This window comes from Algibacter mikhailovii (assembly GCF_014651495.1).
GTDB classification, from domain to species: domain Bacteria; phylum Bacteroidota; class Bacteroidia; order Flavobacteriales; family Flavobacteriaceae; genus Algibacter_E; species Algibacter_E mikhailovii.
In genome coordinates, this window is sequence record NZ_BMWZ01000001.1 from 193603 (window position 1) to 209212 (window position 15610).

The window sequence follows — 15610 nt, forward strand, 5'->3', positions numbered from 1 at the left end:
TATGAAGACGATAACCTTAATTTTAGCAACCCTTTATTTTATAAATCCATTTTCAAGTCAAGCTCAAAAACTTATGGATGGGCAACGTATTGCAGAAAAAACACATGAGCGGAATGACGGACTTTCCTTAAAGCGAAATCTTATTATGGAGTTAAAGGATAAAAGAGGAAAAACACGTTCAAGAGAAACCATTGCTTTGCGAAAGTATTTTGGTAAAGAGAAACGATTGGTGATATTTTATGAGACGCCATCAAGTGTAAAAGGAACCGCTTTTTTAACGTTTGATTATCCCGATGTGGCAAAGGATGATGACCAATGGTTATATCTTCCTGCCCTCCGTAAAACCAGACGTATTTCGGCTGCGAATAGAGGCGACTATTTTTTAGGAACAGATCTTACCTATGAAGATATAAAACTAGAAACTAAAATTAGCAAAGAGGATCATTTTTATACAACCATTGGTATGGAGAAAATTGATGGACATGATTGCTATGTCATAGAAGCTAAACCCAAAAATGAATCTATAAAAAAGGTGTTGGGTTATAGTAAAGGAAAATTTTGGATTGATGCTAAATTATGGATGATGCGTAAATCTGAATTATGGGATGTGGCAGGAAACTTTCTTAAAACCGTGACCATTTCTGATATAAAGAAGGTGGATGATATCTGGACGGTTCATTTGATAAAAGTTGTTAATCATAAAACAAAGCATGAAACAATTTTTAGGTTTGAAAACAATGATTATCAACTGGAGTTGAGTGATGATTATTTTACTGAAGAAGCATTGATTAATGGATTATAATACGACTAAACAGCGCATAGTCATAATACTAGGGCTAGTAATGATTTTTCAAAATGGTATACTTTTTTCGCAAACAAATAAACCGAAGCTTGAAGCTAGTTTGGTAGTAGCCTCTGAAACTTCATATGAATTTAAGACACAAACACTTCAAAAATCTGAACTATTAATAAAACCTGAAGTCGTATTAAAATTGAACCATAGGTCTAAGTTTGTTTTTAAGGGACAGCTTTATTCAGAATTCATGGATAATTTAGAACCTGGAATACCAAATGAAGAGTCGGTATCAACGTTTAGTAAAAGACTTTTTATGGGTAATACAACCAATTTGGAATTAAGAGAATTTTATTACTACAAAAGTTTCAATGCATTTAAGCTTACCATTGGTAAACAGCAGATTGTTTGGGGTGAAACCGATGGATTAAAGCTATTAGATGTTGTAAATCCACAAAACTTCAGAGAGTTTATTTTGGATGATTTTGAAGATAGTAGAATCCCTTTGTGGTCATTGAAAGCAGATTTTAATATAAAGGATATTGGAGTTCAATTTATTTGGATACCAGATAATACGTATCATATTATTCCATCTTTTGATGCGCCTTTTTTCACCAAAAGTATATTTAAAGCACCTCCAGAAAATATCCCAGCAAATTTCAATAAGCTTGATAGACCAAATCGATTTATCAAAGATTCAGATATTGGGTTGAAACTATCTAGCTTTAAAAAGGGTTGGGACCTCTCTTTGAATTATTTCTATTATTATGAAGACTTACCTGTTTTTTATACCTTTTTTAGAAGTCAGACCACTTCAATTGAGGTTTCTCTCACCTATGAGCGTCAACAATTAGTAGGTGGAACATTCAATAAGGTTTTTGGGTCATCAACATTTAGAGGAGAATTGGTCTATATTTTTAATCAGAACTTTACATCAAATAATCGTAATGATGGAGGAGTAGAGCAGAGTGGTTTTTATAAATCAGCACTAGGTTTGGATTATATAAAAGGGGAGAATGTTTTAAGCATTCAACTTTTTAATGAATGGATAACGGAATCTATTTCTCCATATAATCGTGATCTCTTTGAAACGATGACTTCTATGCTTATTTCAAGAGAATTACTGAACGATAGTGTAAAGGCTGAAGTGCTTTGGGTGCATAGTGTAAATCATAATGATGGCTTTATAACGCCTCAAGTAAGTTATTGGATTTCTACAAACACCCAACTACTGGTTAATGCTCATGTGTTTTATGGTGAAGACAATCTATTGTTTGGCCAATTTAAAAATAGGAGTCGGCTTTCCTTAGGCTTTAAATGGAGCTACTAACAATTTAATAATGAAAATGAAACGGTCACTCTAAAAACTTATTTTTCAATTCTGGAGAAGGAACCATACACGCCTCTTTTTTACCATACCATTTATAACGGTTTTTGGCAATGAAGTCGTATACCCAATTTCTAATAAAAGCGGGAACAATTAAAAAGGCACTTAAAAGGCTCGTTGGGAAGCCCAAATGAAAAGCCACTTTTAAAGCCGCTGAAGATTTATAAGTAATACTGTTTTTTTTAGGATTGAACAATAAAATGGAGTCCATTTTCGACGTGTCAATTTTAAAAGTTTCAATGATTTGTTTACCGGTATTACTTTGTAGTGCTGCAAACATAAAAAGGTCACTGTTATCATGTTTAATAACATATTGGACGCTGTTATTACACAGGTTGCAAACACCATCAAATAGTATAAGTTTTTTTCCTTTTTTAATATTAATATTCACTTTGCAAAGGTAATATATTAAAGGGTGTTAAGAAACTGATTTAAATCGGTTTCGCGGTCTAGTTTAAGCTTCTTCTTAAGCCTGTATTTACTCTTTAATACACTTTCCGGTAATACATTTAGCATGGAAGCGATTTCTTTAGTTGACAGATTCATACGTAAAAAAGAGGCCAGCCTGATTTCTTTTTCGGTAATGTCGGCATAAATAGATTTTAATTTATTGTCAAAGTTATTATGGACTTCAGAGAAGTATGATTTAAAGATTTCCCAGTCTTTATCTTCGGCCTTTTCTTTTTTAAGGAGCATGACCAATCTCCTGAATTCTACTTTAAATAATTCGGGAGATTGTTTGATTTTTTCAAGATTTTCTTTAAGTTCTTGAATAAAGGTGCTTTTTTGTACCAAATGAAGTGTTTGAGAAGCCAATTCCTTTTTCTTGAAAGCAATCTCTTGTTTATAAATAGCTTCCTGCTTCTCGCGTTCTATTTTGTTTTTCTTGAGGCGTTGTTTAAATCCAAAATAAAGTAAACCAGAAATGGTTAGAAACGACAGCATGCCAACACCATAAAGTGTTTTGGTAAGCTTATCATTCTTGGCTTGTATATTAAGTGTTTTTATTTCTTCTTTTTGAAGTGCAATGGCAGCCTCTTTTTTTTCGGTTTGGTATTTGATTTCTAACTCGTTAATCTGTTCAATTTTCTCTTTTTTGAAAACAGAATCATATTTTTGAAAATGAAGATCACTGTATTTGTAGGCCTTGTTGTAATCACCAAGGGCAGCATAAGTTTTTGCCATCTGCTGATAGTTGTTTAATCCTCTTGTAAGTGTACCTGTTTCTATAGAAATAGCGGACGCTTCTTTAAAATGTTTTAATGCTTTATTGAAATCCCCTTCCTTAAAGTAGACATTCCCAAGGTTTTTAGTAGTGAGACCAACCATTTGTTTTTCACCATAATGTTTACTTAATTCTAAAGATTCCTTCAAGTATTTTTTAGCCTTGTTTAGACTGTCTTGTTTTAAATATACACCTCCAATCGAATTTAGAATTTTTGCTATTTCTAGATGTTTTTTTTCTTTTCTAAAATGTTCTAATGATTTAAAATAATATTCAAGTGCTTTATCATAGTTTTTTAATTCATCTTGATTAACTCCAATATTGTGAAGAATTTGTGCTTGATAACTAATTAAACCTGCTTCTTCGAAAACAGATGACGCTTTTAAATAGTACTCATTTGATGCCTCAAAATTATCCAGTTCTGCCAGCAGGTTTCCAATATTCACATAGCTAGCCCCTAATCCAAAACCAGACACCCCGAGTTCTTCTTTTAAAGCCAAAGACTCCATATGGGATTCCATGGATTCTTCCAATTTGCCTAGATATTTTTGGGAGACACCAAGAACATTGAGGGCTTTGTAAAGGGGGGCTTTAAGGTTTAATTCTCTATGAAGTTTGATGGCTTCGTTGTTGTAATATTCCGCTTTGTTGTAATCCGAAATATAGTAGTAGTAATATCCTAGTCTGCTTAATGCAAGAGAATTAAATTTTTTTATATCAAGTTCTTTAGCCATTATTACAAGACTGTCTAAGTAATTTTTTGAAAGATCAGTGTCAGAACTTATTAGAAGTCTGTTCAACGCTCCATATGACTTTAATTTGATTGTGTCCCTTTGCGTTGGTAGTAATCGCTTAATACTGTCAATTTTTGACTTATTTTGCCCATAGAATACAAGTGGCAAAAGCAGGAAAATAAAGAGGTAAATGTTTTTCATATTAGATATTATAGACTGTTGAGATAGGTGTTAAGATCATCTTGCTTAGCAAGGTTTAGCTTCTTCTTAAGCCTGTATTTACTTTTTAATACACTTTCTGGCAATACATTTAGCATGGAAGCTATTTCTTTAGTTGACAGATTCATACGTAAAAAAGAGGCCAGCCTGATTTCTTTTTCGGTAATGTCGGCATAAATAGATTTTAATGTATTGTCAAAGTTGTTATGGACTTCAGAGAAGTACGATTTAAAGATTTCCCAGTCTTTATCTTCGGCTTTTTCTTTTTTAAGGAGCATGACCAATCTCCTGAATTCTACTTTAAATAATTCGGGAGATTGTTTGATTTTTTCAAGATTTTCTTTAAGTTCTTGAATAAAGGTGCTTTTTTGTACCAAATGAAGTGTTTGAGAAGCCAATTCCTTTTTTTTGAAAGCAATCTCTTGCTTATAAATAGCTTCTTGCTTCTCGCGTTCTATTTTATTTTTCTTGAGGCGTTGTTTAAACCCAAAATAAAGTAAACCAGAAATGGTTAGAAAGGAAAGCATGCCAACACCATAAAGTGTTTTTGTAAGCTTATCATTCTTGGCTTTTATGTTTAGTGTTTTTATTTCTTCTTTTTGAAGTGCAATGGCAGCCTCTTTTTTTTCGGTATCATAAATGGTTTTAAGCTCTTCTATTTGTTTATCCGATTCAAGATTAAAAATACTATCATTTAGTTTTGTGTACGCCTCCATATCTGACAGGGCAGCTCTGTAATTACCTGAATGCTTGTATGCTTTTGATCTGTTATAGTAGCCGTCCCGCTTTACATCACTTGCCTTGATAGAATCGGCGAGTATTATTGCATTAGTGTAGCTCTTAGTAGCTTGCTTGATGTTGTTGGTGTTATAATATGCATCCCCTAACATGTTGTAAGCAATTGTTAAATTGATCATGGAACCTATGGCCTTATCTGCTTCAATAGATTTTTTTATTACTTCTATAGCTTCTTTATAATGGCCCTGTTCTATGTTTATGGATGCAATATTTGAATAACAAATAGAGGTAATGTCATGACGCTTTAATTCTTTTGAAAGGGTAAGACCTTTGTTATAGTTTATTAAGGCCTCATTAAAATTATTAAGGTACCAATGCGCATTTCCCATTTCAATATAATTTACTGTCATCCATTGCTTATCATTTAATGTTATTAATAAGTTTAAAGCTTCTTGAAGCGGTTGAAGCGTAAGCTCATAATTTCCTCGTAACATTTCTATTCTTGCTTTATGTCCTAATGAGATGGCCTTAAGTTTAGCCAATTGAAGGGTGGTAGTATCTAATATTTTGAGGGCTAAAAGGTTTGATTTTGTAGCGCCTGTAAAATTACCGCTATCCATATTAATCGTTGCTTTTCTATTTAAGCACATCACCATTTGTTCACTACTTTTTATTTTAGAGGCTTGTCTAAATCCTTGCTCTGCAATATTAAGAGCTTTGTCATAATTTCCTTGTACGCATTCAAAAGTGGCATACTCTTCGGTGGTCTCGCAAAAATCTTTAATCGCGTTTGAATTTTCGAGTGTTTTAAAAGATTGATTAAAATAGAACCTTGAGGAGTCAATATTTGGCTTAAACCTATAATAATATGCTATAAATCTACTAGCAATACCTTCTCCAATGGGATAATTCTCTTTTTTGGAAAGTTCAAGGACTTCGTTTGATATGTTAAATACAAATTGTGCTTCAGTGTTTTTGTATTTCTGATAAATAATCCGAGCAGTTTCAATCTTGTTATTTAGGTGTTTTTGATTTCTAAAAACTAAATCTAGGCTATCCTGTTCTTCTGATTGTTGACCATATAAAATTGAACTACAAATAGCAATGATTACAAAAAACATCTTTGTCATAGGTAAAAGTTTTAATCTTGTCTAAGATACTTATAATATTAAATCGAAACTTGTGGCGGTCTTTAATCAATGCTAAATTAAAGTTTTAGAATACTATTTTGTCCATGTTCTATGCTGAGTTTTAATATGATTAATTAATTGTTAATCAGTATTTTATGTAGTTTGTTGATGGTGTAAATTATAATATGTCCATGCTGTGACTCCGATTGTTTTTTACTGGTTGTCCATACTTTGTCCATAGTAAAAATTAGTTTTCAGTGTTGTTCGTACCTAGTTTTGAAGTGTTGAATCACAAAAAATTAGAAATCATGAAAACAAAGCTATTAACATTAAAAAAAATCATGGGTATCTTTCTTTTTACGTTCGTATTAATTTATGGGTGTAGTAAAGATGAATCGGTTGAGGCGGCTTCTCAAAATGCTGAAAATATAGATACTTATTTAAAGAGTCTAAGTTATAGTCCTGATGAATTGTTGGGTGCTTTTGATACTCAAGGTTCAAGTTCTATTAAAATGAAAGGAGAAGAAACCTCTGAAAGTGTAGATGTTTATGGAAAAAACACATCAACCAATTGTACAACCACAGAATATAACTTAAAAACAAATTTTCAGGATATTCCGATATTAGATCCTAATAAGGGTATTATTTGGCCTGGTGCATTGGTGAAAGGAGATGCCTCTTTAAGAAATGGGCTTCCAACATCATTGAAAGTAAAAAGAGCGCCTTTAACCTTGAGAGTAGATTTGCCAGGGATAGGAGATGCAGGAACTATAGTTGTTGTAGATGCTGAAAACTCAAATGTAAATGCAGAAATTGACAAGGCTTTAGAATGGTGGAATGCCAATGCCTTTCGCGATGGATATGTTAATCCTTCAAGTTCTAAATCAGAAGCAACAACCCTATACTCTAAAAAGCAAATGAGTTTGGAGTTAGGTTTAAATGCCGATTGGGCTGGTAATACAATTTCAAGCGAGTTTGATTATGAATCTACAAGTGAACGACGGGTTGCCATGATGGTTTACAAACAGGTGTTCTATAATATCTCTATGGATCAGCCATTAAAACCTTCAGATGTGTTTCATGAAAGTGTACCGTTATCAGAAGTTGAAGGTATTTTTAATTCTAGTAGTCCGCCGGCCTACATTCACAACGTAAGTTATGGTCGAATTATAATGTTTAGGATGGAGACTTCTGTAGAAGCTTCTGATAGTGATTTAAAGGCGGCCTTTGGTTATGCTGCTGGTAAGAACTCACTAGATGCCGAAACAGAACTAAGAGTTAAAAATATATTAGAAAAATCTAGTATAAAAACGTTTGCTATCGGAGGCAATGCTGCTAATACTGCAGAGCTAGTATCTGCTAAGAATTTTGGTGATTTAGATAAAATAATTAAAGGAACAGAAAATGCTATTTATAGCAGAACCAACCCAGGTGTTCCTATAGCCTATACTGTGCGTTATTTAAAAGATAACACGATTGCCAAAATGGGTTTTGCAACAGATTATAAGGCTACAAATTGTAGCACATCAGGTACTGTACATCCTACATTACAGTTTATAAATGATACCAAAAAAGATTTTAGAGTGGGCATTACTTTTAAAAATAATTTACCAGATGCCCCGCAACGCGAGACAAAAAACACTTTACCAACTCAGATATTACCAATTAACGAAAATGAATATGTTTATGGCTGGATTGCTAATGAGACCTCTGGATCTATAACCGAAATTATTGTGCCACAAGGCGCTTATGATATTGAGATCTGGATTGAAGAAAAAGAGAAAAATGGATATAAGGATTCATACCACCATAATATTTATGGACATGTGCACCAAGTATCTGGGAACTGGGAACGCTGTTATAGGGCAACAACGAATATTTGGGGGCTCAACTTAGAGTTTACGCGCCTTAAGTGTAAATAATATTTGAGTTAGCTAAGACAAAGAGCAAACAGTCGGCACCTAAAGTTGGGATTCAACAACTTGGTGTTGGCTGTTGTTGTTTAAATAAGATTAATAATGATTAGTAACTACTTTATGTAATGTTACCTGAGCAGTTTTCTTATAGTCTGAATTCCAGCCAAAGTAGTTACCCGTTTTAAAGTAATTATCATGACCATAACCATTACCAACATAATCAAAAACAAAGGTGTAATCTGTATTTATGTTTTTAGCCTCACAAACCAGTCCATAATAAAACTTACCGTTTTCGATTTTAATTTTAAAGGTAAAAATGTCGTGGCCAACAAAGCCAACGTTAATTTTTTCATCAAAAGCACTGGTCCAGGGTTTACCACTGTCTGGTTTGGTGTAGTAATCTATTTGAATTTCACCGCTATTCCAGCGTATTTTAACTGTGGCTGGTGAGCCTTCCAATCCAGGGGTTTCTATACCATGAATTTGAGCCACAATAGTCCTGCCATTGCCTTCCACAAAATCAACATTTAGCGTGGATTCTAATATATGAGTTCCAGTACTCATAGACCAATTGTCACCGGTGTCTTGGTTTCCCCTCCAGAATTCTCTCAATTCTGTGCGACAATATTTGTCATTAAGCGCAGACTGGCCAGACGTAGTTATACCAGTGAATTTGGTGAACATGGTATAGCTTCCATCGGTATTTTTGTAAAAATATTCAGACTGAGCCGTTGTTAATGCATCATTAACTATGGTTTTATAAAAAATGGAAGTGGCTTTGCCATTGCCTCGGTTAATAGGAACTGACAAATACCAGTTTTTCCATACTATTTTTTGATCTTCAGTAGGTTGTTGTGCTTCTTCTTCAATGCGCTCTGCCGTTTCTTCATTAATGCCAGCATCATTTGACGAACTGCAAGAACAGAACAATAGACCACTGATTAAAAAATAGGAGGTAAGCTGTTTTATTTTAGTATTTTTCATAATTGGTTAACCAATTTTTTGTGTAAAAATAAGTAAAATATTGTGAAGCTGTATTTTTGTTTAAAAGGACCTATTTTTTTGAGGCTTCAACCAATTCTAATTGGTCTATACTCACATTAGTCGTGAACATGCCATAATTAACAACGGCCTTATTTTTTTCAATTTTATCTACGGTCCCTATAGACCTTCCATCTTCCAGACGTACACGATCGCCAAGCTTGATTATGGCCTTTGGTTTTGGCGCTTCAATAGCCTTTTGTTTGGCTATTTTTTTCTTTTTCCGAATCACCTCCACTTTCTTTTCTACTTCCTTTTTAACCTGAACTTCCTTAGCCTTAGCTTGTTTTTTTTGTTTCGCCGTAGTTTTTTTTCGCTTAGAGTTTTCAATCTGAACTAACTTGAAAAGTTCATCCATTAAAGCGCGCTTTTGCTTATTGTTAAAATATTTTTCGGCAATATCATTAACTTTCTGTCCTAAGTAAATGAGGCGTTGATTGCTATCATAAAGCTCTTGATAGCTCTCTAGTTTTTTCTGAATTTTAGTATTGATTTCTTCCAGCTTATCAGCTTCTTCAATTTTCTTCTTTTCGTTTTGCTTTAGGGATTGCCCTGTTTTCTCTAAACGAGAACGTTCTTTTTGAAGTTTTGCAATAGTGGCATCAAAGCGTACCTTACTGCGCTCAATTTTCTTTTTAGCTCGATTTATTAAGCTGTAAGGGATACCGTTTTTCTGAGCAACTTCAAAGGTAAAACTGCTTCCAGCTTGACCAATTACCAACTTAAATAGGGGTTCTAAAGTGCGTTCATCAAATAACATGTTGGCATTGAGCATGTGCGGTAACTCATTTGCCAATATTTTTAAATTAGAATAATGCGTAGTTATTATTCCAAAAGCCTCACGATGATAAAATTCTTCTAGAAAAGTTTCGGCTAAGGCACCGCCAAGTTCTGGGTCAGATCCCGTCCCAAATTCATCAATAAGAAATAATGTGTTTTTATTACATTTCTTAAGGAAATAGTTCATTTGCTTAAGTCTGTAACTATAGGTACTCAAATGGTTTTCAATAGATTGATTGTCTCCAATATCACTTAAAATTCTATCAAATAAACAAACCTTGCTACGTTCGTGAACCGGTATCAAAAGCCCACTTTGTATCATCAATTGTAACAGGCCCACCGTTTTTAAAGTAATACTTTTTCCTCCTGCATTGGGTCCAGAAATCACAATGATTCTGCTGTTTTGTTTTAAGGTAATGGTTTGAGGAAAGGTCACTTCTTTATTTTCTATATTATTTAAATAAAGCAGTGGGTGATAAGCGTCTCTTAAAAACATGCTTCTATCTTCGGAAAATTCAGGTAGAATGGCATGCATAGATTTTGCGTATTTCGCTTTTGCAGAAATTACATCAATATCTATTAGAAAATTTTGATACTTTTCTAATAAAGGTAAAAACGGACGAATAAAATTCGTGACTTCTTTTAAAATGCGATTAATTTCTTCGTTCTCTTCAAATTCTAAATTATTGAGTTCTCTTGAATGTTGCAGCGTAGTTTCAGGTTCAATATAGACAATGCTTCCTGTTTTGCTGCTACCCATAATAGAGCCTTTAACTTTACGTCTATACATGGCCTTTACCGCCAGTACGCGTTTATTTTCTACAACAGATTCTCTAATGTCATCTAAATATTCTAAATTATGATAGGTGTTTAAAGCTGTTGAAAAACTAGCATTTATTTTGCCTTTTACCTTGTTTATGGCTTGTCTGGTGTCAAAAAGAAGGTTAGAGGCTGTATCTTTTATATCACCAAAACGGTCAACAATTTGATCTACTTTTTCAATAATTATTTTAGTAACCTCAATATAGAAAGCATGGTCGTTTAGAGTTGGGTAATATTCTTTGAATTTTTTTAAATAACTTACAATGTCATTTACCGTTAATGAAATAGCTACAATTTTCTTTAATCCATGAACTTCAAGATAGGTATTCTCAATTCTTAAAAGTTTTAATTCCTTTTCAATGGAGTCAAAGCCGTGATTAGGAATGCGGTTGTCGTTGTAAAAAGAGGATAAGTACTCATTGGTAAGCTTTAAGGCGTAAAGCAATTCGTCCTTTGTTTTAAAAGGTGTTATTTCAAGTGCGCTGCTGTTCCCTAATGGGGTTATACAAAGCTCGCTCACCTGTTGTAAAACGGTTTGAAATTCTAAATCCTGTAATGTTTTTTCGTGAATGTGTATCATTCTTTTCTTGTGTGCCTTATTTATAAAGAGCAGCAAAGTTAAACAATTGGTTTGAGATGATTGGCTGTGTTAATAGCTTCTTAAAAAAGCGTTAATTAACAGTTTTTCAGCAGTGTTTAACAAAATGATAACATCTGTGGTAGTGAATTCTGTATACCTTGAAAACTCAAACAACAAACTAAAATACATATGAAAATTAAGTGTACGTCTTTATTGATGTGCTTGGCTTTAACGTTCAGTTTAAGTACACATGCACAATTAAAAACACCTCAGGGCAGTCAAAAAGCCAAAGTATCTCAAGTAGTTGGCATTTCTCATGTCACCATAAAGTATTCAAGACCTAGTGTTAACAATCGTGAAATTTGGGGAAAACTTGTACCCTATGGTATGAACAATTTAGGATTTGGAACGGCCAAAGAATCTCCATGGCGAGCGGGTGCTAATGAAAATACTACCATTGAATTTTCAGATGATGCAGTGGTAGAAGGAAAGGCTATTAAAGCAGGTAAATACGGATTTCATATCATAGTACAAGCAGATGATAATGCTACATTAATTTTTTCAAACAATAATACCTCTTGGGGTAGTTATTTTTATGAGCCTTCAGAAGATGCCTTACGTGTCGATATTAAAACAAAAGCAGTGGCACATACAGAACTTTTGACTTATGATTTTATAGCAGTAGACGCCAATTCTACATTAGCGGTTTTAAATTGGGAAAAAAAACAGTTTCCGTTTAAAATTGAATTTGCAGTGCCTGATATTGTTTTAGCTAGCTTTAGAGATGAGTTTAGAGGTCAGCAAGGTTTTCAAAGGCAAAATTATGAGACGGCCGCTAATTATGCGTTGAATAATGGTGGTGACCTGGATGAAGCTTTAGGTTGGATAGATGGTGCCATAGCCGGAAAGTTCTACAGTGAGAAGAACTTTAATAATCTTCAAATTAAATCAAAAATTTTAGAGAAACTGAATAGAAAGGCAGAGGCCGACGCCCTTATGGATGAGGCTATGGATTATGCTACCATTTTTCAAGTACATCAATACGGCAGAACATTAATAGCAAATGGCGAAATTGATAAAGCAATGACTATATTTAAAATGAATGCTAAAAATAATAAGAATACCTGGCCTGTGCATTATGGCTTAGCGCGAGGTTATTCCGCCCAAGGTGATTATAAAAAAGCGAAATCACACCTTGAACTAGCTTTAAATAATGCGCCAAATGAGGGATCAAAAAGTCGCGTTCAAGAGAATATCACGAAGCTAGAAAATGGTCAAGATATAAATTAGAAAAGTCAACATCAATCAAACTACAATCAGTTGCAAAAGCTCAGTCTTTAAAAAGGGCTGAGTTTTTTTATCCATGTATGGTTTCGCTTTTGCCGTAATTTTTGATTACTTCGGCTTCAAAAGTTATAAGATCTTGCCATCGTTTTTCAACATCAATATCTTTTCCGTATTTACGCGCAAAACCAAGAAAAGTAGTGTAGTGGCCAGCTTCACTAATCATGAGTTCATGGTAAAATTTAGAAAGTTCGGGATCTTTGATTTTTTGTGAAAGCAATTTGAAGCGTTCGCAGCTTCGAGCTTCAATCATGGCTGAAAATAGAAGTCTATCCACCATACATTGTACTCTGTTCCCCCCTTTATTCATGAACTTATAAAGCTCATTAACATAGCTATCTTTGCGTTCACGGCCCAACATATAACCACGTTTCTTAATTATGTCATGAACCATTTGAAAGTGCTCAAGTTCCTCCTTTGCTAAGGCTAATAAATCAGTAACTAAATCGGAATGTTCAGAATTTAATGTGATTATGGTAATGGCATTGGTAGCCGCTTTTTGCTCGCACCAAGCATGATCTGTTAAAATCTCTTCAATATTTGTTTCAACAATATCTACCCACCTTGGATCGGTAGCTAATTTTAAACCCAGCATGCTCTCGTTTTTTGTAAAAGTAATTATAAGATTTTAGTGCAATGCCGATTAACTAATATAATTCCAAATATTCTTATACTTACTTAACTGTTTATAGGTGTTTAAAATGACATTGTTTTCTGAAAGCGCAAGGGTAGGGTCTATTTTGAGAATGCTTTTAGCATGATGTCTCGCATGTTGAAGAATATCATTATCTTTTATGATATCGGCAATTTTTAAGTTTAAAACACCACTTTGTTGGGTGCCCATAATATCTCCAGGACCACGTAAACGCAAGTCAACCTCGGCTATTTCAAAACCATCATTAGTGCGCACCATGGTTTCAAGGCGCGTTTTACTATCGTTACTTAATTTGTGACTCGTCATTAATATGCAATAACTTTGTTCGGCGCCACGCCCTACACGTCCTCTCAGCTGATGTAATTGAGATAGCCCAAAACGTTCAGCGCTTTCAATTATCATTACAGAGGCATTGGGCACGTTTACACCAACCTCAATAACAGTAGTAGCTACCATGATTTGTGTTTCACCTTTAATAAAACGCTGCATTTCATAATCCTTGTCTTCTGGTTTCATTTTACCATGAACAATGGATATTTGAAATTGCGGCATTGGAAAATCTCTAGAAATACTCTCATAGCCATCCATCAAATCTTTATAATCCATTTTTTCACTTTCTTGAATTAATGGGTAAACCAAATATATTTGTCTTCCTTTTGAGATTTCATCACGAATAAATTTGAAGACGTTTAGGCGATTTTTATCATATCTATGAACCGTTTTGATAGACTTTCTTCCAGGTGGTAGTTCATCAATAATAGAAATATCAAGGTCACCATATACCGACATAGCTAAGGTTCTTGGAATGGGTGTTGCAGTCATCACTAAAACATGAGGTGGAGACGTGTTTTTATGCCATAATTTACTCCTTTGAGCAACTCCAAAACGGTGTTGTTCGTCAATAATAGCCAGCCCTAAATTCTTGAATTTCACTTTATCTTCCAGTAGGGCATGTGTGCCAATAATGATTTGTAAAGTGCCATTTTCTAAAGATTCATGAATCTTTCTTCGTTTTGAAGTTTTTGTTGAGCCTGTAAGTATTTCTATGTTGATATTCAATATTTTACACCAATCTTGTAATCCATTAAAGTGTTGGACTGACAAAATTTCAGTAGGCGCCATTAAACACGCTTGAAAACCGTTGTCAAGTGCTATGAGCATTGACATAAAGGCTACAATTGTCTTTCCAGAACCAACATCACCTTGTAAAAGTCGATTCATTTGGGCATTACTACCTAAATCGGCACGAATTTCTTTCAAAACACGCTTTTGTGCTCCAGTTAAATCAAAGGGCAAATGCGCTTTAAAAAACGTATTAAAATAGTTGCCAACATTATCAAATGGAAATCCTTTTATTTTTGATTTATGAACTAGATTTTTAATAATTAGTTGGAGCTGAATATAGAATAATTCTTCAAATTTTAATCTAAATTGAGCTCGTGAAAGCAAGTCTTGACTTTTAGGAAAGTGCACATTAAAAAGGGCAACTTGCTTGTTTATTAATTTTAATTCTGAACGTAAATAATCTGGTAACGTTTCAACAAATTTGCCATTGGTTTCTATAAATAGTTGTTGCATGATTTTACCTATCATGCGATTTGTAATGCCTCTATTTGATAGTTTTTCTGTTGAAGGGTATACGGGTTGCATGGCAGAACGTAAATTTTTTTCATGTTCCTCTAACAGTTCCAGTTCAGGATGGGGCATGCTGAATTTTCCGTTAAACCAGTTAGTTTTCCCAAAAGCTACATAGGTCTTATTTAATTTTAAATTTTCTTTGATCCATTTCTGTCCTCTAAACCAAACCAACTCAATAGTACCCGTTTCATCTTGAAACGTTCCCACCAATCGTTTGCCTCTTTTTTGGGCTACTTCTTTAAAACTTTTAATTTTTCCAACTATTTGGACATCAGCATTATTTCGTTGAAGTTGATTGATTTTATAGTATCGTGTTCTGTCAATATATCTATTAGGAAATAAATTGATTAGGTCTTGATAAGTATGAATACCTAGCTCTTTACGCAGTAAATCGGCGCGGTTCGGGCCAACGCCTTTTAAATAATCAATAGGTGTTTGTAAATTGACAGCCATGAAGCGAATTTAAACAAATCCATTAAAATTTTTGAACTTATTTAATTCGTAATAATTACTTCAAATTGGATTAGTATCTTTTGGTTTTTTGATTACTTGATAGATTATCTTTAAAACCACAAAAAAATTAGTGCATAATTCTATATCAATAGTTA

At 33.8% G+C, this 15610-nt stretch carries 11 protein-coding genes; 4 read left to right on the top strand and 7 right to left on the bottom strand.

Annotated elements, in window-relative coordinates; translation table 11 throughout:
• Nucleotide 1 precedes the first annotated feature (1 nt).
• The gene (locus IE051_RS00860) at nt 2–802 is read left to right on the top strand and encodes an outer membrane lipoprotein-sorting protein (protein ID WP_189358519.1); all 801 of its coding nucleotides are present in this window, start codon (nt 2–4) and stop codon (nt 800–802) included.
• Nucleotides 792–2123, top strand: a complete 1332-nt coding sequence (locus tag IE051_RS00865; protein WP_189358521.1) for a DUF1302 family protein — start codon at nt 792–794, stop codon at nt 2121–2123. Before IE051_RS00860 ends, IE051_RS00865 begins: the two co-directional genes overlap by 11 nt.
• A gap of 25 nt (nt 2124–2148) precedes the next feature.
• Here the strand turns inward: IE051_RS00865 and IE051_RS00870 are convergent, their stop codons facing one another.
• From IE051_RS00870 to IE051_RS00880, 3 genes are all read right to left on the bottom strand, one after another.
• A complete protein-coding gene (locus IE051_RS00870; protein ID WP_189358524.1) occupies nt 2149–2571 on the bottom strand; it encodes a thiol-disulfide oxidoreductase DCC family protein in 423 nt (140 codons plus the stop codon).
• A gap of 17 nt (nt 2572–2588) precedes the next feature.
• Nucleotides 2589–4139: a tetratricopeptide repeat protein gene (locus IE051_RS00875; protein WP_189358526.1), complete on the bottom strand. Its 1551-nt coding sequence runs from the start codon at nt 4137–4139 to the stop codon at nt 2589–2591.
• A gap of 209 nt (nt 4140–4348) precedes the next feature.
• A complete protein-coding gene (locus tag IE051_RS00880; RefSeq protein ID WP_189358528.1) occupies nt 4349–6226 on the bottom strand; it encodes a tetratricopeptide repeat protein in 1878 nt (625 codons plus the stop codon).
• A 308-nt stretch (nt 6227–6534) separates the two neighbouring features.
• Between IE051_RS00880 and IE051_RS00885 the strand changes: the two genes are divergently transcribed.
• Complete coding sequence (locus IE051_RS00885; RefSeq protein ID WP_189358530.1) at nt 6535–8148, top strand: thiol-activated cytolysin family protein; 1614 nt, start codon at nt 6535–6537, stop codon at nt 8146–8148.
• 90 nt (nt 8149–8238) lie between these two features.
• Here IE051_RS00885 and IE051_RS00890 read toward each other — a convergent pair whose 3' ends face one another.
• Together IE051_RS00890 and IE051_RS00895 are read right to left on the bottom strand one after the other, a co-directional pair.
• Nucleotides 8239–9126, bottom strand: a complete 888-nt coding sequence (locus IE051_RS00890; protein WP_189358532.1) for a polysaccharide lyase family 7 protein — start codon at nt 9124–9126, stop codon at nt 8239–8241.
• Nucleotides 9127–9196: 70 nt separating this feature from the next.
• Nucleotides 9197–11365, bottom strand: a complete 2169-nt coding sequence (locus IE051_RS00895; RefSeq protein WP_189358534.1) for an endonuclease MutS2 — start codon at nt 11363–11365, stop codon at nt 9197–9199.
• A 189-nt stretch (nt 11366–11554) separates the two neighbouring features.
• On the opposite strand from IE051_RS00895, the gene IE051_RS00900 reads away from it, so the two are divergent.
• Entirely contained in the window at nt 11555–12655 is a 1101-nt protein-coding gene (locus IE051_RS00900) for a DUF2911 domain-containing protein (RefSeq protein ID WP_189358535.1), read from the top strand.
• Between the two features lie 67 nt (nt 12656–12722).
• Here the strand turns inward: IE051_RS00900 and IE051_RS00905 are convergent, their stop codons facing one another.
• Together IE051_RS00905 and recG are read right to left on the bottom strand one after the other, a co-directional pair.
• Complete coding sequence (locus IE051_RS00905; RefSeq protein WP_189358537.1) at nt 12723–13304, bottom strand: MiaE family protein; 582 nt, start codon at nt 13302–13304, stop codon at nt 12723–12725.
• Nucleotides 13305–13352: 48 nt separating this feature from the next.
• Complete coding sequence (recG, locus tag IE051_RS00910; RefSeq protein WP_189358539.1) at nt 13353–15455, bottom strand: ATP-dependent DNA helicase RecG; 2103 nt, start codon at nt 15453–15455, stop codon at nt 13353–13355.
• Nucleotides 15456–15610 lie beyond the last annotated feature (155 nt).

Coding starts and splice junctions, on each gene's coding strand:
- IE051_RS00865 (WP_189358521.1), top strand. CDS start 792: ATGGATTATAATACGACTAAACAGCGCATAGTCATAATACTAGGGCTA.
- IE051_RS00880 (WP_189358528.1), bottom strand. CDS start 6,226: ATGACAAAGATGTTTTTTGTAATCATTGCTATTTGTAGTTCAATTTTA.
- IE051_RS00905 (WP_189358537.1), bottom strand. CDS start 13,304: ATGCTGGGTTTAAAATTAGCTACCGATCCAAGGTGGGTAGATATTGTT.
- IE051_RS00875 (WP_189358526.1), bottom strand. CDS start 4,139: ATGGCTAAAGAACTTGATATAAAAAAATTTAATTCTCTTGCATTAAGC.
- recG (WP_189358539.1), bottom strand. CDS start 15,455: ATGGCTGTCAATTTACAAACACCTATTGATTATTTAAAAGGCGTTGGC.
- IE051_RS00860 (WP_189358519.1), top strand. CDS start 2: ATGAAGACGATAACCTTAATTTTAGCAACCCTTTATTTTATAAATCCA.
- IE051_RS00885 (WP_189358530.1), top strand. CDS start 6,535: ATGAAAACAAAGCTATTAACATTAAAAAAAATCATGGGTATCTTTCTT.
- IE051_RS00890 (WP_189358532.1), bottom strand. CDS start 9,126: ATGAAAAATACTAAAATAAAACAGCTTACCTCCTATTTTTTAATCAGT.
- IE051_RS00900 (WP_189358535.1), top strand. CDS start 11,555: ATGAAAATTAAGTGTACGTCTTTATTGATGTGCTTGGCTTTAACGTTC.
- IE051_RS00895 (WP_189358534.1), bottom strand. CDS start 11,365: ATGATACACATTCACGAAAAAACATTACAGGATTTAGAATTTCAAACC.